Origin of the sequence: Streptomyces prunicolor NBRC 13075 (assembly GCF_000367365.1) — a bacterium.
Classification (GTDB): Bacteria; Actinomycetota; Actinomycetes; order Streptomycetales; family Streptomycetaceae; genus Streptomyces; species Streptomyces prunicolor.
On record NZ_BARF01000045.1, the window covers coordinates 1 to 25,926 of the forward strand.

A 25,926-nucleotide genomic window follows, 5' to 3' on the forward strand; every position below is an offset into this window, starting at 1 on the left:
ACGCAAACCCCAACAAATTAGCCCCCCGCCACCGCTCAGGATCCCCCGCCGCCACATCATCCGCAGCCAGCCCGATCCCCCAAACCCGGTCCACAGGACTCGCCTCCACCAGCACACGCTCACCCGTGCCCAGCAGAAACCCCCGCAGTTCCGCATCCCCCGCGAACTTGTGCACGCTCCCCTCGACCACGATCCCGAACCGCTCCCGCGCCCAGACCGACTCGTCGAACCCCCGTACCAACCGCCCCGCGTTCTTGGCCTGAGACGGATGCCCCGCGGCCAGTACCCGCGCAAGGGCGTCCTCGTCGCCGAACAGCCGCGCCTTCCCCGCCATCATCCAGTGCTCGGCGGTCGCATACGTCACCCCGTCCACGGTGAACGGCGACGGCCACCACTGGCTCAGACAGCTCGCGCTCACGCGGCCGTCCGGGCGTGGCCGGTGGCCCCAGAAGTGCAGGTACTTGACCCTGGCCCCGGCACGCACTTCCCTGATCAGGGCTTCCTGCGAATCGATCTTTTCCGCGGCCCCCGCCGCGAGCTTCCCCGTGATCTTGTCCATACACGCGAGTCTTGCAGGCACCACTGACACTCCGTCCCCCCTTTTCCGTACGGACTCGACACCTGGTCGACAGATTCCGTCGCGTAACCAAAAGGCAACAACGGAATCACTTGTTGGAGTCCCTTTGCTCTGTCAGGATCGGCATTCAAATCGAGCTGGAGCTACGCCACCCGCCAGCGGACGAAGCGGGGCGAAGGCGGAGGAGAGCGACATGCACAACCCGGGCAGCGTCACCCCGGAACGATTCCCCGCACAGGAGTACTTCGCGGACGGCGCGCAGTTCATCGCCGGCCGCCTCACGAAGGGCACCTCGGGTCAGACCCACGCCGTCGTCGACCCGGCCACCGGCGAGGACGTGTACACGTACGAGCTGGCCGGTACCGACGACGTGGACGCCGCCGTGGCAGCCGCCCGCGCCGCGTTCCCGGGCTGGTCGGGAGCCACTCCCGGCGAGCGCTCCGACGCCCTGCACCGCTTCGCCGCCGTACTCGCCGAGCGCGCGGACGACTTCGCCCGCGCCGAGTCCCTCCAGTGCGGCAAGCCCCTCAAGCTGACCCGCGAGTTCGACATCCCCGGGACCATCGACAACACGGCCTTCTTCGCCGGTGCCGCCCGGCATCTGCAGGGGCAGTCGGCGGGGGAGTACTCGGGCGACCACACGTCGTACGTACGCCGTGAGCCCATCGGTGTCGTCGGCTCCATCGCGCCCTGGAACTATCCCCTCCAGATGGCCGCCTGGAAGATCCTCCCGGCGATCGCCGCGGGCAACACGATCGTCCTGAAGCCCGCCGAGCTGACCCCGCTCACCTCGCTGATGTTCGCGCAGGCCGCCACCGAGGCCGGTATCCCGGACGGTGTCATCAACATCATCACCGGCGCGGGGCAGGTCGCCGGTGAGCATCTCGTCGGTCACCCGGACGTGGTCATGACGTCCTTCACCGGGTCCACCGCCGTCGGCAAGCGCGTCGCCGAGATCGCGACCGCCACCGTCAAGCGCATCCACCTGGAGCTCGGCGGCAAGGCACCCTTCGTGGTCTTCGACGACGCCGATCTCGAAGCCGCCGTCAACGGAGCCGTCGCCGGTTCGCTCATCAACACCGGGCAGGACTGCACGGCCGCCACGCGCGCGTACGTGCAAAGGCCCCTCTACGAAGCGTTCGTCGAGAAGACCGCCGCCCTCATGGAGTCCGTCCGGGTCGGCGATCCCTTCGCCCCGGGCACCGACCTCGGGCCGCTGATCTCGCACGTCCAGCGCGACCGTGTCGCCGGATTCGTCGACCGGGCGCGTGGCTACGCGCGCGTGGTGACCGGCGGCGAGGCTCCTCAGGGAGATCTCAAGAACGGCGCGTACTATCGCCCCACCCTGGTCGCGGACGCCGCCCAGGACAGCGAGATCGTGCAGTCCGAGCTGTTCGGCCCGGTCCTCGTGGTCCTGCCCTTCGACACCGACGACGAAGGCATCGCGCTCGCCAACGACACCCCGTACGGCCTCGCCGCCTCCGCGTGGAGCCGCGACGTCTACCGGGCCAATCGCGCGACCCGCGAGATCAAGGCCGGGTGCGTGTGGATCAACGACCACATCCCGATCATCAGCGAGATGCCCCACGGCGGATACAAGGCGTCCGGCTTCGGCAAGGACATGTCCGCCTACTCGTTCGAGGAGTACACGCAGATCAAGCACGTCATGTTCGACAACACTGCGGTCGCCAGGAAGGACTGGCACCGCACGATCTTCGGGGACCGATAGCAGAACTGACGGCCGCCGAAGCCGTGGCCGTCTCCTCCCGAAAGGGCAGCACGCGCATGAAGCAGTACGAGCCCGACCGCCTGACCCCGGCCGAAGTGGCCGCCGCGCGGCGCAGCTTCCGCAAGAGCCGGTCCGCGACGACCCGCCGTTCGGTGCTGCGCGCCTCCGCCGGCGGCGCGCTCGCGATCGGCGGCCTCGGGGCCCTGAGCGGCTGCGGGATCCCCGCGGCAGGCAAGACGCAGGGCGGCGTGTCCGCCGACGACCACTCGGCCAAGGAGAAGGAGATCGACTTCTCGAACTGGCCCGAGTACATCGACACGGACGAGAGCGGCAAGCACCGCCCGACGCTGGACGCGTTCACCAAGCGGACCGGCATCAAGGTCAAGTACACCGAGGACATCAACGACAACGACGAGTTCTTCGGCAAGATCCAGCCGCAGCTCGCCGCCGGCCAGTCCACCGGCCGCGACCTGATCGTCCTCACCGACTGGCTGGCCGCCCGCATGATCCGCCTGGGCTACGTCCAGAAGCTGGACGCCTCGAACCTGCCGCACGCCTACGCCAACCTGTCGGACCAGTTCCGCAGCCCCGACTGGGACCCGGGCCGGGCCTACTCGTACGTGTGGCAGGGCATCTCGACCGTCATCGCCTACAACAAGAAGGCGCTCGACGGCGTCGAGGTGAAGTCGATCTCCGACCTGCTCGACAACCCCAAGCTCAAGGGCCGCGTCGGCTTCCTCACCGAGATGCGCGACAGCGTCGGCATGACCATGCTCGACATGGGCAAGGACCCGGCGAAGTTCACAACCGACGACTACGACGCGGTCATCGCCCGCCTCCAGAAGGCCGTCGACAAGGGCCAGATCCGCCGCTTCACGGGCAACGACTACACGTCCGACCTCACCAAGGGTGACTTCGCCGCGTGCGTCGCCTGGGGCGGCGACATCGTGCAGCTCCAGTCGGACAACCCGGACGTCGGCTACGTCATCCCCGAGAGCGGCTACATGACGTCGACCGACAACCTGCTGATCCCCAACAAGGCCCGGCACAAGACGAACGCCGAGCGGCTGATCGACTACTACTACGAGCCCGAACCGGCCGCCGAACTCGCCGCCTACGTCAACTACGTCAGCCCGGTCGCGGACGTGAAGCCCTACCTCGCCAAGATCGACAAGACGGCGGCGAACAACCCGCTGATCCTTCCCGACAAGGCCATGGCGGCCAAGTCGCACGCCTTCCGCTCCCTGAGCTCGAAGGAAGAGACGTCATACCAGCAGAAGTTCGCAAAGCTCACAGGGGCGTGACGACGATGAACACCAAGGACAACAGCGGCGACGTCCGCCTCTCCGGTATCAGCAAGACGTACGACAACGGCTTCACCGCCGTCCAGCCGCTCGACCTGACCGTCCCCCAGGGTTCCTTCTTCGCCCTCCTCGGCGCCTCCGGCTGCGGCAAGACCACCACCCTGCGCATGATCGCGGGCCTGGAGGAACCTTCCTCCGGCACCGTGTTCCTCGGCGACCAGGAAGTCGGCCATCTCCCGCCGTACAAGCGGCCGGTGAACACCGTCTTCCAGTCGTACGCCCTCTTCCCGCACCTCGACATCTTCGAGAACGTCGCCTTCGGCCTGCGCCGGCGCGGCATCAAGTCGGTCAAGCAGCAGGTCGTCGACATGCTCGACCTGGTCCAGCTCGGCGAGCAGGCCCGCAAGAAGCCGCACCAGCTCTCCGGCGGCCAGCAGCAACGCGTCGCCGTCGCCCGCGCTCTCATCAACCACCCCAAGGTGCTCCTCCTCGACGAGCCCCTCGGCGCCCTCGACCTCAAGCTGCGCCGTCAGATGCAGCTGGAGCTCAAGCGCATCCAGACCGAGGTCGGCATCACCTTCATCCACGTCACGCACGACCAGGAGGAGGCCATGACCATGGCCGACACGGTCGCCGTGATGAACGCCGGCCGTGTCGAGCAACTCGGCTCGCCCGCCGACCTCTACGAGAACCCGAACACCACCTTCGTCGCCAACTTCCTCGGCACCTCCAACCTCATCGAGGCCGAGGTCGACTCCAAGAGCGGCGACGAGATCATCCTCAAGGCAGGCGGCGGCAAGCTCGTCCTCCCCGAGGCGCGATGTTCCGCGCCCACGACGACCGGCGGCAAGGTCCTGGTCGGCGTACGCCCCGAGAAGATCACCCTCACGCACGCCGACGACGCGGGCGAGATCCCGGCCGGCCGCAACCGCATCACCGGCAAGATCGCCGACTCCAGCTTCATCGGCGTCTCCACCCAGTACGTCATCGACAGCCCGGTCTGCCCCGAGTTCGAGGTCTACGCCCAGAACATCGACCGCGACTCCCGGCTGCGGCCCGGCGCCGACGTCGTCCTGCACTGGAACCCGGCCCACACCTTCGGCCTCGACGCGGCGCAGGACATCGACGCCGGTGTCGACCTTGAGGAAGAGGCCGCCTGATGTCGACGCTCACCGAGGCGCCCCCGCCTCTGGCACCGAACGCGCCTGAGGAGAAGCCGCCGCGCAAGAAGCGGGGCCGCTGGACGCCGTACTGGCTGCTGCTGCCCGGCATTCTCTGGCTGATCGTCTTCTTCGCGCTGCCGATGATCTACCAGGGCTCCACGTCGATCCAGACCGGCTCCCTGGAGGACGGCTACAAGGTCACCTGGCACTTCGCCACCTACTGGGACGCGCTGTCCGAGTACTGGCCGCAGTTCCTGCGCTCGGTCTTCTACGCCGCCGCCGCGACCATCCTCTGTCTGCTCCTCGGCTACCCGCTCGCGTACCTCATCGCGTTCCGCGCGGGACGCTGGCGGAACCTGATCATGATCCTGGTGATCGCGCCGTTCTTCACCAGCTTCCTGATCCGCACCCTCGCCTGGAAGACGATCCTCGCGGACAGCGGCCCGGTCGTCGGCGCGCTCAACACGCTGCACGTCCTGGACGTCACCAACTGGCTCGGCTGGACCTCCGGCGACCGCGTCCTCGCCACACCGCTCGCGGTCGTCTGCGGACTGACGTACAACTTCCTGCCGTTCATGGTGCTGCCGCTCTACACCTCGCTGGAGCGCATCGACGGACGGCTGCACGAGGCGGCCGGCGACCTGTACGCCAAGCCGTTCACCACCTTCCGCAAGGTCACCTTCCCGCTGTCGATGCCCGGCGTCGTCTCCGGCACCCTGCTGACCTTCATCCCGGCGGCCGGTGACTACGTCAACGCGGAACTCCTCGGCTCCACCGACACCCGCATGATCGGAAACGTCATCCAGACACAATTCCTACGGATTCTGGATTACCCGACGGCGGCGGCACTCTCCTTCATCCTCATGGCCGCCATCCTCGCCATGGTGACCATCTACATTCGCAAGTCCGGGACGGAGGATCTGGTTTAAATGGCCGTCGTACGCTGGTTCAAGCGCCATCTCGTCGTCATCGCGGGAATGATCACCCTCGGATATCTCCTCCTTCCGAACGTCATCGTCACGGTGTTCTCCTTCAACAAGCCGAAGGGGCGCTTCAATTACGAGTGGCAGCAATTCTCGCTGGACGCGTGGAAGCAGCCGTGCGGTGTCGCCGACATGTGCGGCTCGCTGAGCATCAGCCTCCAGATCGCCGTCTGGGCAACCATCGGCGCGACCCTCCTCGGCACGATGATCGCCTTCGCGCTGGTCCGCTACCGCTTCCGCGCCCGCGGCGCGATCAACTCGCTGATCTTCCTCCCGATGGCGATGCCCGAGGTCGTCATGGCCGCCTCGCTGCTCACCCTGTTCCTGAACATGGGCGCCCAACTGGGCTTCTACACCATCCTGATCGCCCACATCATGTTCTGCCTCAGCTTCGTCGTCACCGCCGTCAAGGCCCGCGTGATGTCGATGGACCCCCGCTTGGAGGAGGCGGCCCGGGACCTCTACGCCGGTCCGGTGCAGACGTTCGTCCGGGTCACCCTCCCCATCGCGGCCCCCGGAATCGCGGCAGGCGCGCTGCTTTCCTTCGCGCTCTCCTTCGACGATTTCATCATCACCAATTTCAACGCGGGTTCGACCGTCACCTTCCCCATGTTCGTCTGGGGTTCGGCACAGCGCGGGACACCCGTTCAGATCAATGTCATCGGTACGGCCATGTTCCTCGTCGCCGTATTGTTGGTGCTCTTCTCCATGGCGATCACCAACCGCCGCAACAAGGTAAAGGCGTAACCGTACTATCCCTGTAGGGAGTTGAAATCATGGCCCCGAGCGCCATGAGCCGTAGCAACAACTGGACGAAGTCCCTTTCCGAAGTCCGGCCGGTCCCGTACTGGCTGGACGACCCCGGCAAGCCCCACCCCGAACCCGCGCTCACCGGCGCCGAGACCTGCGACCTGCTGGTCGTCGGCGGCGGTTACAGCGGACTGTGGACCGCGCTCATCGCGAAAGAGCGTGACCCGCAGCGGGACGTGGTCTTGGTGGAGGGCCGCGAGGTGGGCTGGGCCGCCTCGGGCCGCAACGGCGGCTTCTGCGCCGCCTCGCTCACCCACGGACTGTCCAACGGCCTCACCCGCTGGCCCGACGAGATCCACAAGCTGGAGGAGCTGGGCGCCCGCAACCTCGACGCGATCGAGAGCGCGGTCGCCCGCTACTCCCTGGACTGCGAGTTCGAGCGCACCGGCGAGATCGACGTCGCCACCGAACCGCACCAGGCCGAGGAACTCCACGACTGGTACGGCGAGTTGGAGAGCAAGGGCCTGGCCGACGGCACCGAGTTCCTGGACGCCGAGGCGGTCCGCGAACAGGTCGACTCCCCGACCTTCCTGGCGGGCCTGTACGACAGCCGGGGCGTCGCGATGGTCAACCCAGCCAAGCTGGCCTGGGGGTTGAAGCGCGCCTGCCTCCAACTCGGCGTCCGCGTCTACGAACACACCCCCGCCCTCGCCCTCAAACCGCACGGCGCCGGCATGGCCGTACGCACTCCCTACGGCTCGATCCGCGCCCGCCGCGTCGCGCTCGGCACCAACATCTTCCCGAACCTGATCAAGCGCGTCCGCTCGTACACCGTCCCGGTCTACGACTACGCGCTGATGACCGAGCCGCTCTCCGCCGACCAGTTGGCGTCGATCGGCTGGAAGAACCGCCAGGGGCTCGGCGATTCGGCGAACCAGTTCCACTACTTCCGGCTGTCGGCCGACAACCGCATCCTGTGGGGCGGTTACGACGCGATCTATCCCTACGGCGGCCGGGTCCGCGCCGAGTACGACGACCGGCCGGAGACCTACGCCAAGCTGGCCGAGCACTTCTTCACCTGCTTCCCGCAGCTGGAGGGCCTCAACTTCAGCCATGCGTGGGGCGGCGCGATCGACACCTGCTCCCGTTTCTCGGCGTTCTTCGGCACCGCCCACCAGGGCAAGGTGGCGTACGCGGCGGGCTTCACCGGGCTCGGTGTCGGCGCGACCCGCTTCGGCGCGGACGTGATGCTGGACCTGCTCGCGGGGGAGCGGACCGAGCGCACGGAACTGGAGATGGTCCGCAAGAAGCCGCTGCCCTTCCCGCCCGAGCCCTTCGCGTGGACCGGCATCGCGCTCACCAAGTGGTCGCTGGCGCACGCCGATTCACACGGCGGCCGGCGCAACCTGTGGCTGAAGACGATGGACAAGCTGGGCCTCGGCTTCGACAGCTGAGCCCCGCCCCTTCTGCGGGATGTGATCCGGTTCACTCCTTCGAGGCGCCGGAACCCGCGTAATGCCCGGCGGAGACCTCCCTCTCTCCTGTGACGCGACCAGCGTCGACATGAGAAAGGGAGGTCTCCTCATGACTGGGGCGAAGACGGCCGTCGAGTGGCTGGCATCTGTGGCTCCGGATCCGGAGGCCTGCCGCTGGGAATGGGAGCGCAACCCCCTCGGGGTCGCGCTGCTGCCCGCCGGCAAGGCCTGGGACGTACTCATCCTGCCGGGTGAGCTCGGCTATCCCACGCTCGATGTGCTCACCAGGGTCATCGATCAACCGGGCCCGGTACTCGTCGACTTCGGCGACGCACGGATGGGCTTCCTCGTACCGCCCGGCACCGCGAGCCGCTGGCTGGGCACCGGGATCCGTTCGGCAGGACTCGGCACCTGGATCGTCGTGCCGTACCCCGGCCGGTCGACCGGCGGAGTCCGCTGGCTGGTGCCGCCGGACGGCTCCGGCACCCTCACCGACCCCGCACTTCTCGAACTCGCCATGCACGAGGCGGCGGCGGGCCTGGCCACGGAAGGGGAGGACGGGTAACGGAGTGAGGTCTTGACAAGCTAATTGGTCTGGACCAAATTGGGCGCGCTCCACCCCTCCAATTCCCCCATGCCCGGAGGCACTTGTGGACCGCCCCAGACCTGTCCTCACCATGCTCACGGTCGCGGCCCTGGCCGTGTCCGGATTCACCGCGCTCTCGTCGGTCGCCCGTGCGGCCGACGCGGACCTGGCGAAGAACGGAGGCTTCGAAGCGGGCCTCGACAGTTGGTCCTGTTCCGCGAACAGCGGTACGACGGTCAAGTCGCCCGTGCACGGCGGCAGTTCGGCGCTACAGGCGACCCCGGCCGGCAACGACTACGCCCAGTGCGCGCAGACGGTGACCGTGAAACCGGACTCGCAGTACTCGCTCGCCGGTTACGTCCGCGGCAGCTACGTCTACCTCGGCGCGAGCGGCACCGGCACCACCGACGTCTCCACCTGGACCCAATCGGCCCCCGACTGGCAGCGGTTGACGACGAGCTTCCGCACCGGCCCGTCCACCACCAAGGTCACGATCTACACCCACGGCTGGTACGCCACCGGCGCCTACTACGCCGACGACCTCTCCCTCACCGGCCCGGCAGTGGACGTGGGCCAACCGCCAACGACCCCCACAGGCCTGGCCGTTGGCACGATCACGTCCTCCTCCGTCGCCCTGTCCTGGTCCGCCGTCACCGGCGCCACGAGCTACGCGATCTACCGCGACGGGGTCAAAGTCCAGACGGCGAGCGGCACTTCGGCCACCGTGAGCGGCCTTTCGGCCGCGACGGCGTACAGCTTCCAGGTCACCGCGGTGAACGACGCGGGCGAGTCCGCGAAGTCGACGGCGGTCACCGCGACGACGTCCACCGGCTCGGGCCCGACCTCCGGACTGCCGACCCACGCCCTGGTCGGCTACCTCCACGCGAGCTTCGCCAACGGCTCCGGCTACACGCGCCTGGCCGACATACCCGACAGCTGGGACGTCATCGACCTGGCCTTCGGTGAACCCACCTCCGCCACTTCCGGCGACATCCGCTTCAACCGCTGCCCGGTCAGCGAGTGTGCGAACGTCGAGAGCGACGCCGACTTCAAGGCGGCGATCAAGGCCAAACAGGCGGCGGGCAAGAAGGTGTTGATCTCCATAGGCGGCGCCAACGGTCAGGTCCAACTGACCACGACGGCGGCCCGCGACACCTTCGTCTCGTCCGTCTCGAACATCATCGACACCTACGGCCTCGACGGCCTGGACATCGACTTCGAGGGCCACTCACTGTCGTTGGACGCGAGCGACACGAACTTCAAGAGCCCCACAACTCCCGTGGTGGTCAACCTGATCGCCGCCCTGAAGACCCTGAAGGCCAAGTACGGCTCGAAGTTCGTGCTGAGCATGGCGCCGGAGACGTTCTTCGTGCAGATGGGCTACCAGTTCTACGGCACCGGCAAGTTCGGCGGCCAGGACCCGAGGTGCGGGGCGTATCTCCCCGTCATCTACGCCCTGCGCGACGACCTCACCCTGCTCCACGTCCAGGACTACAACTCGGGCCCGATCATGGGCCTCGACAACCAGTACCACACCATGGGCGGCGCCGATTTCCACATCGCGATGACGGACATGCTGCTCACGGGCTTCCCGGTGGCGGGCGACGCCAACAACGTGTTCCCGGCCCTGCGCCCCGACCAGATCGCCATCGGCATGCCGGCGTCGGTCAACGCGGGCAACGGCTATGTGGCCCCGGCCGAGGTCACCAAGACCCTGGACTGCCTGACGAAGAAGGTGAGTTGCGGCTCGTACGCGACTCATGGCACCTGGCCGACCCTGCGCGGACTGATGACGTGGTCGATCAACTGGGACCGGTACTCGAACTGGGAGTTCCAGAAGACGTTCGACGGCTACTTCAGCTGAGGGTCGGAGGGTCGCTTCGAAAGCGGCCGAGGAACAAGCGCAACGAGGCGAGCAGCACCGTACCGAGGCACCAACTGGCCACGACGTCCAGTGGCCAGTGGTAGCCCCGGCGGACCAGCCCGAAGCTGACGCAGGCGACGAGGGCGGCGCAGAGGATGACAGCTCCCCGCCGGGCGTATGCCGACCGGAGCCAAGGGAGGAGGGCCAGGGTCGAGGCGCCGTACGCGATCATCGCGGTGGCCGTGTGGCCGGAGGGGTAGTAGCCGGTGCCGGGCGGTACCACCGGGGTGCCGCCGCGGGCGATCAGTTCCTTGAAGGGGACGACGATCGCCGGGACCAGGGCCATCAGCACGGCCGCCGCGAGGGGCGGCAGCCACCAGCGGTCTGTACCTGTGGCACGGCCGCGCCACGCGACGTAGACGAGAACGACGACGAGGACGGGCACCGCGACCTGGACGTTGCCGAGATCGGCAAGGAGTTCGGAGGCGCGGTCCGGGTGGACGAGGGCGCGGCTGAGGCGGGTGTCCAGGCGGAGGAGGGGGCCGTCGGCCGCGACCTGCCAGGTGATCACCGCGAAGAGGAGCGCGGGAAGGGCGAGAAACAGCCAGAGAAAGGAGGTCGGCCGACCTGGAACAGGGGGGGTAGTTCCAGGCCGGCCGTCCGGATCGGCGGGCCGACCGCCCCGGGGGGTTTGGGGCGGGCGACTGTCCGATCGGTGAGGAGATTCGGAGCCAGAGGCTCCTGTTGTGTGCGCGAGGGCACGACCAGGTCGAAGCTGGGGAAGCCCCGGCCTGAAATCGCCCACAGTCCCCTGTGGGCGGGGTGTATCTCTCATCTGGGTAGAACCTACGGCAGTGGCCGCCGGTACGACAGGCGGAATCGCGTCCCGTCATGCACCCCGCACACCTTCTTCACACGGCCTGACGTCCGCCGCCCCGCCCCCGGAATTGCTGTGGATGAAACGGGTGCGGCGGATGAGGCGCCTGAGGCTCAACTCCTGTGCGAGAGCTGGGAGTTGCGTGTGGCCGAGATGTACGGGCGGGGATGGCTCGGACATGCGCGCGGGGTGGCTCGGATACGCGTGCGGGGTGGCTCAGATACGTGCGAACGCCTGCTCGATGATGTCGAGCCCCTCGCTCAGCAGATCGTCCCCGATGACCAGCGGGGGCAGGAAGCGCAGCACGTTGCCGTAGGTGCCACAGGTCAGGACCAGCAGCCCCTCCTGGTGGCAGGCCTTGGCGAGCGCGGCCGTCGCCTCCGGGTTCGGCTCCTTGGTCGTACGGTCCTTGACGAGCTCGATGGCGATCATCGCGCCGCGCCCGCGCACGTCGCCGATGATGTCGAACTTCTCCGCCATGGCCCCGAGCCGGACCTTCATGACCGACTCGATGTTCTTGGCCTTGCTGTTGAGGTCCAGCTCCTTCATGGTCTCGATCGCACCGAGCGCACCGGCACAGGCGACGGGGTTGCCGCCGTACGTACCCCCGAGCCCACCGGCGTGCGCGGCGTCCATGATCTCGGCGCGCCCGGTGACGGCGGCGAGCGGCAGACCACCGGCGATCCCCTTCGCGGTGGTGATCAGATCGGGCACGACACCCTCGTCCTCACACGCGAACCACTGCCCCGTACGGCAGAACCCGGACTGGATCTCGTCGGCGACGAACACGATCCCGTTGGCCTTGGCGAACTCGCTCAGCGCGGGCAGGAAGCCCTTCGCCGGCTCGATGAAACCGCCCTCGCCGAGGACCGGCTCGATGATGATCGCGGCGACGTTGTCGGCACCGATCTGCTTGTTGATCATGTCGATGGCCTGCGCGGAGGCTTCGGCACCGGCGTTGTCGGGACCGGTCGGCCAGCGGTAGCCGTAGGCGACCGGCACGCGGTAGACCTCGGGCGCGAACGGTCCGAAGCCGTTCTTGTACGGCATGTTCTTCGAGGTCAGCGCCATGGTGAGGTTGGTGCGGCCGTGGTACCCGTGGTCGAACACGACGACCGCCTGCCGCTTGGTGTACGCCCGCGCGATCTTCACGGCGTTCTCGACGGCCTCGGCGCCGGAGTTGAACAGCGCGGACTTCTTGGCGTGGTCACCCGGGGTCAGCTCGGCGAGCGCCTCGGCGACCTCGACGTACCCCTCGTAGGGCGTGACCATGAAACAGGTGTGGGTGAAGTCGGCGAGCTGGGCGGTGGCACGGCGTACGACGGCCTCGGCGGAGGCGCCGACGCTCGTCACGGCGATGCCGGAACCGAAGTCGATGAACCGGTTCCCGTCGACGTCCTCGATGATCCCGCCGCCCGCGCGCGCGGTGAACACGGGCAGCACGGAGCCCACACCGGCCGCGACCGCGGCGGTACGGCGGGCCTGCAGCTCCTGCGACTTCGGGCCGGGGATGGCGGTGAGAACGCGGCGCTCCTGCGGAAGTGCGGTCATGAGGGGCTCCTGGGGTGGTGCGGACGCTTTTCTGCTTTCTTCCTTTCTCGCAGGCTAGGGCGGGTGACCGGGGGTGGGCATGCTCCATGTGGGCGGTGTCGGCGACGCGGGTTGTCCGCCGTGGACAGTGCCGGGATCGCGCCGATCGATACGGGACCGGCCGTGTAAGCGGTGAACTCCCCTTGTGGGCGCGTTAGATTGACTCGCTGACGGTGTACGGAACGGCTGGTCAACGGAGCGGCTGGTCAAGGGGCGAGGGGCGAGGGCGATGGACAGCGACGGGGCGCGGGACGCGCGACACACACAGGCCAATCCTGTGCCGCGTCCGGCGGGGCCGCCGGAGGTACCGGCCATGCCGCCGCGGCCCGCACGGGCACCAGGTATGACGCCCGCGCCCGAACAGCCGCCGCGGTTCACCCCGGCCGTCGCCGATTGGCTGAACGAGCCCCGGCCGGCCGCCGCACCCGGCATCTGGCGCTACGGATACCGCCCGCCCAAGGCCGACCGCGCATTGACGAGGCTCTCCCCGGTCGCGATCCTCGGTCTGCTGGTCCCCCTGGTGGTGGCGCTGATCGTGTGGTCCTTCTGGCGCCACGGTGCCGTTCCGTACCAATGGGCCCTGCTCAAGCTGTTCACCCCGAGCGACTGGTGGTGGGCCGGCACCGTGTCCCCCAAGGGGAGCCAGGGCGGAGACGCCATCAGCGTCTACGACGGTGTCTTCTTCGCCCTGCTCGTCTACGCCGTCGTCAAGCTGGGCGGCTGGCTTGAAGTGGCCCAGCACGTCGTCGGCGGTCGCCCCCAGCCCGCTCGCGCCCTGCTGGCGCTCGTCGGTGGTCTCGTCGCGCTCAGCTTCGTGTTTCCCTCCGCCTTTCCCGGTGTCGGCTGGGAGCCCCTGCCGGTCCAGGACCCACTGTTCTCCCTTGTTTTCCTGATCGCCGGTGGCTCCGATCTCTTCCACTCGGTGCTCTTCATCGACACGCTGTACGCACTCATCACCGCGCTGGTCCTGTGGCCCTTCGCCCGGCTCGGCGGCTGGTGGGCGCTCGCGAAGGAACGGCTCGCCGCGCGCGGCCGTACGAGCGAGGGCGAGGTCCGGCCGGCGCCCGCCGCTGTGCTGCCCGCCCAGTGGCCCGAGCTGCGCGAGGCGGGCCAGTACGAGGCGGCGGAGCTCCTCACCGCCGAAGTACTCACGGGCCGTATGAACGACGTGGACTGCGCACGCGTCGGGCACGCGTGGGAAACCGCCCGCAGGGAAGCACAGTTGGCCGCCTTCAGCGACATGGTGCTGCGCAAGGGAGCGGCGGCCTGGGTCCACCCGTCCGGAGCCCGGGACCTGCCCGGTCGTGCCGCACGGCACGACCTGCTGGACGGGCAGGTGCGCATCGGACAATGGACGGCCGGGGAGCGTACGCCGTCTGCCTACCGTGGCGCGGGTACGGCGCTCGGCCCCGATGCCCTCGGCACCTCGCTCCTCGTCGTGGGACCGTCCGGCTCCGGCAAGACCAAGCAGGTGGTCGCCCCGGTCGTCGAGTCCCTCGCCCTACGGGCGCTGACCGGACAGTGCGCCGTCGTCGCGGTCTGCGCGGCCGGCACCCCGCTCGGCCCGGACTCTGCGTACGACGTCGTGGTGCGGATCGGAGACCCCGCCTCCGTCTACGACCTGGATCCCTACGCCGACACCACCGACCCCGACGCGGCCGCCGCGTTCCTCGCCGAGGGACTGGTCGGAGACCTCGACACCGTCGGCGCCCAGCGGGCCGCGACCGCGCTCGCCCAACTGCTCGGGCCGTATCGGGCGGTGTACGGCACCTTCCCGCCCCTGCCCGTTCTGCGGGAACTCCTGGAGGGCGAACCGTCGGCGCTCGACGCCCTGCGCCAGGCGCTGTCGGCGTCGGAGCACGCCGGTCTGCGCCGCGATCTCGACGCCAGGGCCCGTCAGAGCGGCGGTGCCGCCGACCCGGGCCCGGTGCTCGCCGACCGACTCGCGCTGCTGGACCGGCCCGTGTTCGCCGGCTTCTTCGGCACCGGCGACGCGGCCGTCCGGCCGTTCTCGCTGCGTGCCGTCGCCCATCACCCGCTGCGGGTCCGCATCGACGTGCCGGCCCACGGGCATGAGGAGGCCGCCCGGCTGATCACCCGGCTGGTTCTGGCCCAGTTCGACCACGTCGTCCACGACACAGGGCGCCGGCACTTCGCCTGTCTCGTCCTCGACGACGCGACCGGGACGGTGACCACCGAGTCCGTACGGCGCATGCAGCGTCTGCGCTCCCAGAACGCGGGAGTGCTCCTCGCCCTGCGCACCCTCGGTGACGTCCCCGAGGCGCTGCACGGACCGCTGCACGGCGCGGTCGGCTGCCGGATGGCCTTCTCGGGAGTCACGACCTGGGACGGCAGCCGCTTCGCCCACGCCTGGGGCACGGAATGGGTGGAGACCCGGGACGTGGCCCAGCACACCGTCTTCGCGGACCAGCCGATGACCCGGGCCATCCACGCCCTGCGCAAGCTGGTGACGGGCCGGGCGGTGACGACGGAGGCCGTGACCGTACGGCAGGTGGAGCGGGAGCGGTGGTCCGCGTCCCAGCTCGCGCACGAGGTTCCGCCGGGGCACGCGGTGCTGTCGCTCACCACGGTCGAAGGGAAGCACACTCCGCCGTCGCTGGTGGATCTGTGGTCATCAGGCCGCTGAACCGGACATACAGGTACGCGCCCACCGTACGGTGAGGCAGAATCGGCACAGGCAGTTCATACGCGACGGCCAAAAGATCGACCTGATCGCCAGTTCTTCCTCCACCTGAAGGCCCCATGCCCCCCACCCTCGCCTCCCTCGTCCACCACTCCGCGCTCAAGCTCACCGTGCGCGCCGGCGAGGACCGGCTGGACGTGCCTGTCCGGTGGGCGCATGTCAGTGAGCTGGCGGACCCGGTGCCGTACATGGAGGGCGGGGAGCTGCTGCTGACCACCGCCCTCAAGCTGGACGCGGACGACGCGAAGGCCATGCGGCGGTATGTGAAGCGGCTGGTGGGGGCGGGAGTTGTCGGGCTGGGGTTCGCCGTCGGGGTCAACTACGACGTGATTCCCGAGGTGCTCGTCGACACGGCGCAGGAAGAAGGGCTGCCGTTGCTCGAAGTACCCCGGCGCACCCCCTTCATCGCGATCAGCAAGGCCGTCTCCGCCGCGATCGCCGCCGACCAGTACCGCTCCGTCACCGCCGGCTTCGCCGCGCAGCGCGAGCTCACCAAGCAGGCCCTCACCGACGGCCCCGAGGGACTCCTCGCCGCGCTCGCCGCGCAGGTCGACGGATGGGCCGCGCTCTACGACGCGTCCGGCGCCGTCGTCGCCACCGCACCGGAGTGGGCGGGCCGCCGCGCCGCCCGGCTCACGGCGGACGTGGAGCGGTTGCGGGACCGGCCCGCGCCGGCTTCGTCCGTCGTGGGCGGCCCGGACAACGAGGACCGCGTCGAACTGCACACCCTCGGCACCGGCCGCCGCCCCCGCGCCGCACTCGCCGTAGGAACCGCATCGGCGCTCGGGACGGCGGAGCGGTACGCCGTGCACTCCGCGATCGCGCTCCTGACCCTCACCACGGAACGCTCGCGGTCCCTGCGGGCCGCCCATGAGCGGATCGGGGCGGCGGTGCTGCGGTTGCTGCTCGCCGGGCACTCGGACCACGCGCGGGCGGTCGCCGGGGATCTGTACGGCGGGCTCCTCGACGCGCCGTTCCGGGTGATCGTGGGGGAGTCGGCGGACGGCGACCCCCTGGACGGACTCGCCGAGGTCGTGGAATCCGCTGCCGCGCGGTCCGGGGAAGCCGTGCTCGTAGTAGCGGAAGGGCCGGAACGGCTGGTCGTGCTGGCCGTGGACGGTGGTGCCGCCGTCGAGGCGTGCGGGGAGTACGCGGCGACGCGGGAGACCGAACGGGCAGCCGGCGGACAGGAACAGGGCGGCGAGGAGCATGAACTCGTCGTGGGGCTCTCGGCACCAGCCGGGCCCATCGCCGCCGCGGGCGCCTACAAGCAGGCCGAGCAGGCGTTGTCCGTGGCGCGACGGCGGGGCCGGGTGCTCGTCGAGCACGAGCAGCTCGCCGCCGGGTCCGTGCTGCCGTTGCTCGCCGATGATGCGGTGCGGGCCTTCGCGGACGGGTTGCTACGGCCGTTGTCCGAGCACGATGCCACCGGGCGCGGGGATCTCGTCGCCTCGTTGCGGGCGTGGCTGTCCCGGCACGGGCAGTGGGACGCGGCGGCCGCCGACCTCGGGGTGCATCGGCACACCTTGCGGTACCGGATGCGGCGGGTCGAGGAGATCCTCGGGCGGTCGTTGGACGATCCCGATGTACGGATGGAGTTGTGGCTCGCGTTGAAGGCGACGGCCGCCGCGGAGTGACCTCTCCTACGGCGACGCCTTCTGCCGAACTGGAGTGTCCCGGCGCGGTACTGCTACGCCCCGGACAAACGCACCTCCGCTTCCCCGCACCTACCGTTGACCGGGAAGCACCGAGAAACATCGTGCAGCACCGAGCAGCCAGCACCGAACAGCACTGAGAACAAGCACCCCCAACGCGGAAGGGCCGGCACACGCAATGCCCAACGAAACTGTGGCACTCACCCACGCCTTCTGGCTCGCCGGCCGCCAGGCCACCGGCGAGGACACCTTCGACGTCACCTCGCCCTGGGACGGACGCCTCGTCGGCAAGGTCAGCGTGCCGACCGACGCCCAGGTCGAGGAGGCGGTGGCCGCCGCGTACGCCGTACGGGACGAGTTTGCCGCGACCCCCGCCCACGTCCGCGCCGCCGCCCTCGACCACGTCAGCAGGCGTCTGGTCGAGCGCACCGAGGAGATCGCGCAGCTCATCTCCGCCGAGAACGGCAAGCCGATCAAGTGGGCGCGTGGCGAGGTCGGCCGGGCCGTGTCCGTGTTCCGGTTCGCGGCGGAGGAGGCCCGGCGCTTCAACGGCGGCGAGGCCCAGCGCCTCGACACCGACGCCGGCGGCCAGGGCCGGCTCGCCCTCACCCGGCGCTTCCCGAAGGGCGCCGTCCTCGGCATCGCGCCCTTCAACTTCCCGCTGAACCTGTGCGCCCACAAGATCGCCCCCGCGATCGCGGCCGGCGTGCCGATCATCCTCAAGCCCGCCCCGGCCACCCCGCTCTCCGGCCTGATCATCGGCGACCTGCTCGCCGAGTCCGAGCTGCCCGCCGGTTCGTGGAGCATCCTGCCGGTCGCCAACGACCACATGCCCGCCCTCGTCCAGGACGAGCGGCTGCCGGTGATCTCCTTCACCGGTTCGGAGAAGGTCGGCTACGCGATCATGGACTCGGTGCCGCGTAAGCACTGCACCCTGGAGCTGGGCGGCAACGGCGCGGCCGTGGTCCTCGGGGACTACGCTTCCGACGCCGACCTCGACTGGGCCGCGACCCGTATCGCCACCTTCTCCAACTACCAGGGCGGCCAGTCCTGTATCTCCGTGCAGCGGGTCATCGCCGACGCCGCCGTCTACGACCGGCTGCTCCCGCGCATAGTCGCCGCCGTCGAGGCCCAGGTCACCGGCGACCCGAGCGACGCCAAGACCGACGTCGGCCCGCTCGTCAGCGAGGCCGCCGCGCAGCGCGTCGAGTCGTGGGTGCAGGAGGCCGTCGAGGCGGGCGCCACCCTCCTCACCGGCGGCAAGCGCGACGGCGCCTCGTACGCGCCGACCGTCCTCACCGACGTACCGGCCGACACGACGATCTCCTGCGAGGAGGTCTTCGGACCGGTGCTGACCGTGACGAAGGTGGATGGCGAGGCCGCCGCCTTCGCCGCCGCCAACGACTCCAAGTACGGCCTCCAGGCAGGGGTGTTCACCCACGACGTGCAGGTCGCCTTCCGCGCCCACCGCGCCCTTGAGGTCGGCGGCGTCGTGATCGGCGACGTCCCCTCCTACCGCGCCGACCAGATGCCGTACGGCGGCGCCAAGCAGTCCGGCGTCGGCCGCGAGGGCGTGAAGTTCGCGATGGACGACTACACCTACGAGCGGGTGCTGGTCCTCACGGGCCTCGCGCTCTGACGGTTCTCTGAAGGAAACGGCCGCTCTGACCGTTCTCTCACCCAGCGACTCTGGCTAATGGGATCCATTTTCATATAGCCTCCCCGAAGGGGCCCGGCACCGATGCCTTCCGGTGCCGGGCCCCTTCTCTGCTGCCGGCCCTTTCGGACCGGCGTCGACCTCTCCGGACCCTCAGCCGGAGAAGCCGACGTGCGCGAGCCGCAGCGGGCCGCGCAGCTTCAGGTGCACGTCGTGCACGCCCTCGGCGACGATCCCGGCGCCGAGCGCGGTGTAGTCGTACGGGCCCGATGCCGGCGCGGGCAGGGCGAGTTGGGCGAGCGCCGGGCCGCCGTCGAGGGACAGTTCTACGACGCCCTCGCCCGCCACCTCCACGGTCACCTCGGTGACACCGGCACCGAAGTCGCAGTGCCGGTAGGTCAGTTCGGCCGTACCGCCCTGGATCGGGGTCACCGCGTCGCCCGCCGCCTTCGCCCGGTCGACGATCTCGCCGCCCGACTGCTCGTCGAAGTCGGCCGCATCCAGGCCGTGTTGGAGGACTGTGCGGGGTGCGGCGGGCTCGCCGGTGAGCGTCACTGTCGTCCGCAGGCGGATGTCCTCGCTGGAGGCGCCGACAAGCAGGTCGTACGGCCCCGGCTCCAGCCGCCGCGCACCCCGCGCCACGTCCCAGAACTCGAAGGCGGACAGCGGGAGTCGGAAGTCCAGCTCGGCCCGCTCGCCCGGCGCGAGGGTCACCCGCCGGTGCGCCACGAGTTCGCGGCGCGGGCGCGGGACCGACGGGTCGGCGGCGCGTGTGTACAGCTGCGCGACCTCGTCCGCCGTCACATCCCCGGTGTTGATGACCGTGAACTGCACGTGCACCGCGTCGAGTTCGACCCGGGCGGCGAGGTCGCCGTAGGAGAAGGTCGCGTACGACAGGCCGTGGCCGAACGGGAACAGCGGGGTGCCCTCGAAGTAGAGGTAGGTCTGCCGGCCGCCGATCACGTCGTAGTCGAGGAGGTCGGGCAGGTCGGTGTCGGCGGCGTACCAGGTCTGCGGGAGGCGGCCCGCGGGGGAGACCTCGCCGGCGAGGACGCGGGCCAGGGCGGTGCCGGCCGCCTGGCCGCCGTGGGCGGTCCACAGGATCGCGGGGAGGTCGGCCGGGTCGACCGTGTACGGGTACGCGGAGACCAGGGCCAGCGCCGTCTTCGGGTTCGCGGCGCGGGCCGCGCGCAGCAGGCGCTGCTGGTGGGCGGGGAGCTGGAGTGTCGTACGGTCCTCGGTCTCGCGGCCGTTGATGTGCGGGTCGTTGCCCGCGACGACGAGCACCACGTCCGCCGCCTGTGCGACCCGGGTCACCGCGTCCTCGCCGCGCTCGGCGAACAGCAGCTCGAAAACTTCCGCGCCTTCTTCGGCAACCTTCACGCCGTCGGCGGCGACAGAGACGTGGCGACCCGTACCGATGTGCAGCAGGAGGTGACCGTTCTCGTGGGGTTCCAGACGGAATGTCTCCTGGACGACCCAGCCTCCGGGCTGGTCGGCGGAGGCGCGGACGTAGCCGTCCTCGGCGACCGAGAGGTAACGGCCGTCGGGGGCGCGGAGGGTGAGGACGCCCTCGCCCCAGTCGACGAGGGCGAGTTCGGTGCCGGTGTCGTCCGTGGTGAGCGGCGGGAGGTCGGTGCGGCCTGCGAGGAGGGCGGGGTCCAACGCCCCCTCGGCGCCGCGTACTTCGTCGGCCACCTCCACCAACGGGACCTGCAGGAAGGCGCCTTGGGACGTCCGCAGCCTGACCCGGTCCACGCCCTCCGCGAACTCGACGCGTCCGGCGCCGAATTGCTCGTACAGGCCCTCCAGCGGGGTCGAGCGGTGGATCAACGTGCCGCTGTACCAGTCGAGTTTGCACTCGTCCGCGAGCAGACCGACGACGGCGAGGCGCGTGTCGTGGGCGAGGGGCAGCAGGTCGTCGTCGTTTTTGAGGAGGACCACCGCTTGCTCGGCGGCCTTCTGGGCGAGGGCCCGGTGGGCCGGGGTGTCGAAGTCCTTGGTGTCGGCGTGCGGGTCGTGCGCCGGGTCGAACTCGCCGAGCCGGAACCGCACCGAGAGCTGACGTCGGACCGCCGCGTCGACGTCTGCCTCCGTCAACAGGCCCTGATCCAGGGCGCCTTGGACGCGCGCCACGATCGTCGAACCGTCCGTGCCGTGGTCCGTGAAGCTGTCGACACCCGACAGCAGCGAGGCAGCCGTAGCTTCCTCGTGGGTGTCGAAGTAGTGCTCGGAGTCGACCAGGTTGGAGGGTGCGCCCGCGTCCGAGCAGACGAGGAGGTCCTCGTCGGTCCAGGTGCGCAGATGCTCGCGGAGATACGGCGAGACGTGGTTGGGGCGGCCGTTGACCAGGTTGTACGCGGGCATCACGCCCGCCACCGCACCCGCCTCGACCGTGTCGCGGAACGCGCGCAGGTCGTACTCGTGCAGCACGCGCGGGCGGACCGAGGAGGACGAGATGTCGCGGCCCGTCTCGTTGTTGTGCGCCAGCCAGTGCTTGAGGACGGGGGCCGTGCGCCAGTACGTCGGGTGGTCGCCGCGCAGGCCGCGCGTGTACGCGGTGGCGATCGCCGAGGTCAGCTTCGGGTCCTCCGAGTAGCCCTCCTCGTTACGGCCCCACAGCGGGTGGCGCAGCAGATTCACCGTGGGGGCCCACACGTTGAGGCCGACGCGGTCGTCGCGGGCGCGCATCGCGCGGGTCTCCTTGGACACCGCGTCGCCGACCCGGCGTACGAGATCCTCGTTCCAGGTCGCGCCCAGGCCCACCGCCTGCGGGAAGACCGTCGCCGGGCCCATCCACGCGACGCCGTGCAGGGCCTCCTGGCCGGTGCGGAACGCGGCGACGTCCAGACGCTCCACGGCGGGCGCGTACTGGTGCAGGAAGGCGACCTTCTCGTCGAGGGTGAGCCGCGCCAGCAGATCGTCGATGCGCTTCGCGAACGGCAGGTGCGGATCGCGGAAAGGCGGCGTAGGCGGCGTTTGTGCGGTCACGTGGGGTTCCCCTTGCGATGGAGCGGCGCGGCTCTTTCGAAGCGCTTCGATGCTCATTCGACGCGGGGGTGGGTGTCAAGAGACCTTCACCGTTATTTCAAGCAGCACATACGGACAGGTCACCCCCTGCACTGCGGAGGAATCTTGGGAACGACCCTTGTGCACCCTTGGGTGTTCACTTAACCTCGCAGCAACATCGAAGCGCTTCGACTAAGTGCTCTGTTCCACTCAAGACACCGCAGCCGACGGCTCCACCGCCGGGTGTCCTGGTGCGCCATGAAGGGTTGACGCAATGACGCCGAACGCCTCCGCCGCCTCCGCTCCCAGCCGGAGAAGTTTCCTCGCCTCCACGGCGGTCGTCGCCGCAGCGGTGGCGGGAGGGGTACCGCTGCTCTCCGCCTGCGGGGCCTCGGACAGCGGTTCGGGCGGGGGCAGTTCGGAGGGCAAGGGCGTCAAGAAGCTGCTGCCGGCCTTCGTGGCCAGCAACGTGGTGACCCCGGACATCGCGTCCAAGAACGGCTCCTCGATCGGCTTCACCAGCAAGCTCGACCTCGCCGGCCTGAAGACCTCGGTCCCGAAGAAGCTCGGCAAGGGCGGCAAGGTCTCCATCATGTCGCCGTTCTGGGGCTCCCCGCCCAAGAGCGACAACGCCTACTACAAGGCGATGAACTCCCTCATCGGCGTCGACGTGACCTGGCAGAACCAGGACGGCAACACCTACGACCAGAAGCTCGGCGCGGTCCTCGCCTCCAGCGACATCCCGGACATCGTGGTCGTCCCCAGCTGGAACATGGGCGGCAAGATACCCAGCGCCATCATCGGCAAGTTCGCCGACCTCGGCCCCTACCTCGCCGACGACAAGGTCAAGGACTATCCGAACCTCGCGGCGATCCCCACCGACGCCTGGCAGCGCTGCATCTTCGGCGGCAAGCTGCGCGGACTGCCGATGCCGTCCTCCTACGTCCCCAACATCGTGCCGCTCTACCGCAAGGACATCTTCGACAAGGAGGGGTACGAAGTCCCCACCTCCGCCGACGAGTTCATGGCCCTGGCCAAGGAGATCACCAACGCCAAGGCCAAGCGCTGGGCCTGCCTGGACATGAAGTGGACCGCCTTCAACATGTGGGGCGTGCTCTCCGGCAGCGAGAAGTCGCTCGGCTGGAACCTCGTCGACGGCAAGCTGGTCAACCGCGTCGAGACCCAGGAGTACCTCGAAGCGCTGGAGTGGACGCGCAAGCTGTTCGCCGCCGGATACGTGCATCCCGACGCCAAGTTGGGCAAGAGCGCGGCCACCGACCCGGGCCCCAAGTTCGCCGCCGCCGAGTTCCTCATCTACAACCAGGACATCTCGCAGTGGTGGAGCCGCACCGCCGAACAGGCCACCCAGAATCCGTCCTACAAGATCTGGGGCATGGACCTCTTCGGCCACGACGGCGGCGACCCGACCCTCTGGGCCGGATCACCGGCCGGCATCTTCGCCTTCGTCAGCAAGAAGGCCTCCGCGTCCGTCATCCATGACGCACTGTCCGTCGCCAACGTCACCGCCGCGCCGTACGGCACCAAGGAGTACATGCTCACCAACTACGGCGTGGAGGGCACCCATTACACCGTCAAGAACGGTGTCCCCACCAAGACCGATCAGGGCAACAACGAGGTCATCAACGCCTACGTCATGGTCGCCAGCCCCGCCTCCACCATCGCCCACCCCGACTTCCCCGAGGTCGCCAAGGCGCAGGTCGAGTGGCAGCAGCGGATGGGCGCCTTCACAAAGAAGTCCAGCTTCTACGGCCAGCAGATCACCGAGCCGAGCCGCTACACCAACCTCTCCAACGACTTCGAACAGTTGGAGGACGACATCACCCGCGGCCGCAAGAAGATCAGCGACATGCAGCAGGCCGTCTCCGACTGGAAGAGCAAGGGCGGCGACCAACTCCGCGCCTGGTACCAGAAGTTGCTCGACGACAACGGCACGGCGGCGAGCTGACCGGGTACCGAGGCAAGGAGAACGGCCGTGTCCCACAGCACGGTGCCTCGGAGCAGGACCGAGGCCGACACGACGGGCAAGACCCCGGAGGCGTCCGGCGGCGCCACCGGCTCCCGGCAGAACAAGCCCAAGGCGAAGGTGAGTTGGCGGCTCAGGTTCAGACGCGACCGCGTCCTGCTCCTGATGACCCTGCCGGCCGTCCTGCTCATCCTGGTCTTCAACTACCTGCCGATCCTCGGCAACATCGTCGCCTTCGAGGACTACGACCCCTACGTCAGCGACAACGGCATCGTCTCGATGCTGCACAGCCCCTGGGTCGGCCTGGAGAACTTCCAGCTGATCTTCGCGGACTCCGCCTTCTGGAACGCCGTACAGAACACGCTGGTCCTGTTCTTCCTCCAGCTCATCCTGTTCTTCCCGATCCCGATCCTGCTCGCGCTGCTCATCAACAGCGTGGTCAGGCCCCGGGTCCGGGCGCTCTCCCAGGCGATCCTCTACCTCCCGCACTTCTTCTCCTGGGTGCTGGTCATCGCCGTCTTCCAGCAACTGCTGGGCGGGGCGGGCCTGTTCTCGCAACTCCTGCGGCAACACGGCTTCGACGGCCTCGACGTCATGACCGACCCCAACACGTTCAAGTTCCTGATCACCGCGCAGAGCGTGTGGAAGGACGCGGGCTGGGGGATCATCGTCTTCCTCGCCGCGCTGTCCTCCGTCAGCCCTGACCTCTACGAAGCCGCGGCGATGGACGGCGCGGGGCGCTGGCGCCGGATGTGGCACGTCACGCTGCCGGCACTCCGACCCGTGATCGCGCTGCTGCTGGTGCTGCGCGTCGGTGACGCGCTGACCGTCGGCTTCGAACAGATCCTGCTCCAACGCGACGCCGTGGGGCCGGGAGCGGCGGAGGTCCTCGACACCTTCGTCTGGTGGAACGGCGTCCGCAACCAGGACTTCGGCTACGCGGCCGCCGCGGGACTCGTCAAGGGCGTGATCAGCCTCGGGCTGGTCCTCGCCGCGAACAAAGTGGCCCACCTCATGGGTGAGCAGGGGGTGTACAAGAAGTGACCGCCGTCATCGACCAACCCGTCGAGCCCGCCACGTCTGCCAAGTCCGCACGGCCGCCCGGGCGTTGGGCTGCGCCGCCTCGGCCCACCTGGGAGGAGGAACCCGGCAAGGTCGGGCTCGCGGGCAAGGGGCTCGTCCTCACGCTCGCCTGTCTCGCCATCCTCTTCCCGCTGTGGATCGTCCTCGCCACCAGCCTCTCCTCACGCAAGACCATCGACCAGGCCGGCGGTCTCGTCATGGTGCCCAAGGGCATCACCTTCGTCGCCTACAAGGAACTCCTCAGCGGCGGGCAGGTCACCCGGGCGGCGATCATCAGCGTCCTCATCACCGTTGTCGGGACGCTGTTCTCCATGGCGGTGTCCGTGCTGTGCGCGTATGGCCTCTCGCGTATCGGGTCGCTGGGGCACCGGTGGATTCTGATGATGATGCTGGCCACGATGTTCTTCAGTGCCGGGCTTATTCCGACGTACTTGTTGGTGCAGTCGCTTGGCCTGACTGACAGTTATCTCGCGTTGATCCTGCCCAGCGCGCTCAGTGTCTTCAACATCCTTGTGTTGCGCGGGTTCTTCATGGGGATCTCGCAGGAACTCATCGACAGTGCGCGGATCGATGGTGCCGGTGACTTCCGGATTCTGTGGGTGATTGTTATGCCCTTGTCGCGCGCGGTGTTGGCTGTCATCACGCTGTTCTACGCCGTGGGGTATTGGAGTGCTTGGTTCAATGCCTCGCTGTATCTGAACGACCAGGACATGATGCCGTTGCAGAACGTCATGATTCAGCTGGTGCAGAAGCAGGAGGCTCCGGTGGGGCTTGGTCAGGCGATCAAGACGGGGGAGTTGTCGGGGCTTGCCGTGCAGATGGCGGTCATGGTGATGGCTTTGTTGCCGGTGGCTGTGCTTTCGCCGTTTGTGCAGCGGCATTTTAAGAAGGGGATGCTTACGGGCGCCGTTAAGGGATGAGTTCGTAGTTTTCTGC

Annotated in this window: 18 protein-coding genes; 14 read left to right on the plus strand and 4 right to left on the minus strand. The window is 68.9% G+C overall.

The genetic code is table 11. The features are described 5' to 3' along the window. A partial coding sequence (gene ybiA / locus SPR02S_RS55995; protein WP_019058755.1) for a riboflavin biosynthesis intermediates N-glycosidase occupies positions 1-559 on the minus strand: 559 nt, incomplete at its 3' end. A gap of 211 nt (positions 560-770) precedes the next feature. Here ybiA and SPR02S_RS19950 point away from each other — a divergent pair. From SPR02S_RS19950 to SPR02S_RS19985, 8 genes are all read left to right on the plus strand, one after another. Continuing rightward, a complete protein-coding gene (locus SPR02S_RS19950; protein ID WP_019058756.1) occupies positions 771-2,306 on the plus strand; it encodes a gamma-aminobutyraldehyde dehydrogenase in 1,536 nt (511 codons plus the stop codon). Between the two features lie 56 nt (positions 2,307-2,362). Beyond that, a complete protein-coding gene (locus tag SPR02S_RS19955; RefSeq protein WP_019058757.1) occupies positions 2,363-3,610 on the plus strand; it encodes an ABC transporter substrate-binding protein in 1,248 nt (415 codons plus the stop codon). Positions 3,611-3,615: 5 nt separating this feature from the next. Further along, positions 3,616-4,770, plus strand: a complete 1,155-nt coding sequence (locus SPR02S_RS19960) for an ABC transporter ATP-binding protein (protein ID WP_086021637.1) — start codon at positions 3,616-3,618, stop codon at positions 4,768-4,770. After that, positions 4,770-5,702 carry an ABC transporter permease gene (locus tag SPR02S_RS19965; RefSeq protein ID WP_019058759.1) on the plus strand — a complete coding sequence of 311 codons (933 nt, stop codon included), beginning with the start codon at positions 4,770-4,772 and terminating at the stop codon, positions 5,700-5,702. The genes SPR02S_RS19960 and SPR02S_RS19965 overlap by 1 nt, the downstream gene beginning before the upstream one ends. After that, positions 5,703-6,503 (plus strand): ABC transporter permease, encoded by an 801-nt coding sequence (locus SPR02S_RS19970; RefSeq protein ID WP_019058760.1) that lies wholly within the window; start codon positions 5,703-5,705, stop codon positions 6,501-6,503. Between the two features lie 29 nt (positions 6,504-6,532). Further along, entirely contained in the window at positions 6,533-7,960 is a 1,428-nt protein-coding gene (locus SPR02S_RS19975; RefSeq protein WP_019058761.1) for an NAD(P)/FAD-dependent oxidoreductase, read from the plus strand. A 130-nt stretch (positions 7,961-8,090) separates the two neighbouring features. Then, positions 8,091-8,546, plus strand: a complete 456-nt coding sequence (locus SPR02S_RS19980) for a hypothetical protein (protein ID WP_019058762.1) — start codon at positions 8,091-8,093, stop codon at positions 8,544-8,546. Positions 8,547-8,658: 112 nt separating this feature from the next. Further along, positions 8,659-10,431 (plus strand): chitinase, encoded by a 1,773-nt coding sequence (locus tag SPR02S_RS19985; protein ID WP_019058763.1) that lies wholly within the window; start codon positions 8,659-8,661, stop codon positions 10,429-10,431. Here SPR02S_RS19985 and SPR02S_RS19990 read toward each other — a convergent pair. Both SPR02S_RS19990 and gabT read right to left on the minus strand, forming a co-directional pair. Further along, on the minus strand, positions 10,424-11,002 hold the full coding sequence (locus SPR02S_RS19990; RefSeq protein ID WP_019058764.1) for a phosphatase PAP2 family protein: 579 nt from the start codon (positions 11,000-11,002) through the stop codon (positions 10,424-10,426). The two genes, SPR02S_RS19985 and SPR02S_RS19990, sit on opposite strands and share 8 nt — an antisense overlap. Positions 11,003-11,524: 522 nt before the next feature. Then, positions 11,525-12,859, minus strand: coding sequence for a 4-aminobutyrate--2-oxoglutarate transaminase (gabT, locus tag SPR02S_RS19995; RefSeq protein ID WP_019058765.1), 1,335 nt, complete (start codon positions 12,857-12,859; stop codon positions 11,525-11,527). A 268-nt stretch (positions 12,860-13,127) separates the two neighbouring features. Between gabT and SPR02S_RS20000 the strand changes: the two genes are divergently transcribed. From SPR02S_RS20000 to SPR02S_RS20010, 3 genes are all read left to right on the plus strand, one after another. Beyond that, positions 13,128-15,545, plus strand: coding sequence for a type IV secretory system conjugative DNA transfer family protein (locus SPR02S_RS20000; protein WP_026150709.1), 2,418 nt, complete (start codon positions 13,128-13,130; stop codon positions 15,543-15,545). Positions 15,546-15,661: 116 nt separating this feature from the next. Then, positions 15,662-17,239 (plus strand): PucR family transcriptional regulator, encoded by a 1,578-nt coding sequence (locus tag SPR02S_RS20005; RefSeq protein ID WP_019058767.1) that lies wholly within the window; start codon positions 15,662-15,664, stop codon positions 17,237-17,239. 211 nt (positions 17,240-17,450) lie between these two features. Then, positions 17,451-18,896, plus strand: coding sequence for an aldehyde dehydrogenase family protein (locus tag SPR02S_RS20010; RefSeq protein ID WP_026150710.1), 1,446 nt, complete (start codon positions 17,451-17,453; stop codon positions 18,894-18,896). Between the two features lie 171 nt (positions 18,897-19,067). On the opposite strand, the gene SPR02S_RS20015 is transcribed toward SPR02S_RS20010, so the two are convergent. After that, positions 19,068-21,905: a glycoside hydrolase family 3 C-terminal domain-containing protein gene (locus tag SPR02S_RS20015; protein WP_019058769.1), complete on the minus strand. Its 2,838-nt coding sequence runs from the start codon at positions 21,903-21,905 to the stop codon at positions 19,068-19,070. A 292-nt stretch (positions 21,906-22,197) separates the two neighbouring features. Between SPR02S_RS20015 and SPR02S_RS20020 the strand changes: the two genes are divergently transcribed. The 3 genes from SPR02S_RS20020 to SPR02S_RS20030 are packed head-to-tail and all read left to right on the plus strand — an operon-like array spanning position 22,198 to position 25,910. After that, positions 22,198-23,889, plus strand: coding sequence for an extracellular solute-binding protein (locus SPR02S_RS20020; protein ID WP_019058770.1), 1,692 nt, complete (start codon positions 22,198-22,200; stop codon positions 23,887-23,889). A 27-nt stretch (positions 23,890-23,916) separates the two neighbouring features. Continuing rightward, positions 23,917-24,951 (plus strand): ABC transporter permease, encoded by a 1,035-nt coding sequence (locus SPR02S_RS20025; RefSeq protein WP_019058771.1) that lies wholly within the window; start codon positions 23,917-23,919, stop codon positions 24,949-24,951. Beyond that, on the plus strand, positions 24,948-25,910 hold the full coding sequence (locus SPR02S_RS20030; protein ID WP_019058772.1) for a carbohydrate ABC transporter permease: 963 nt from the start codon (positions 24,948-24,950) through the stop codon (positions 25,908-25,910). The genes SPR02S_RS20025 and SPR02S_RS20030 overlap by 4 nt, the downstream gene beginning before the upstream one ends. Positions 25,911-25,926 lie beyond the last annotated feature (16 nt).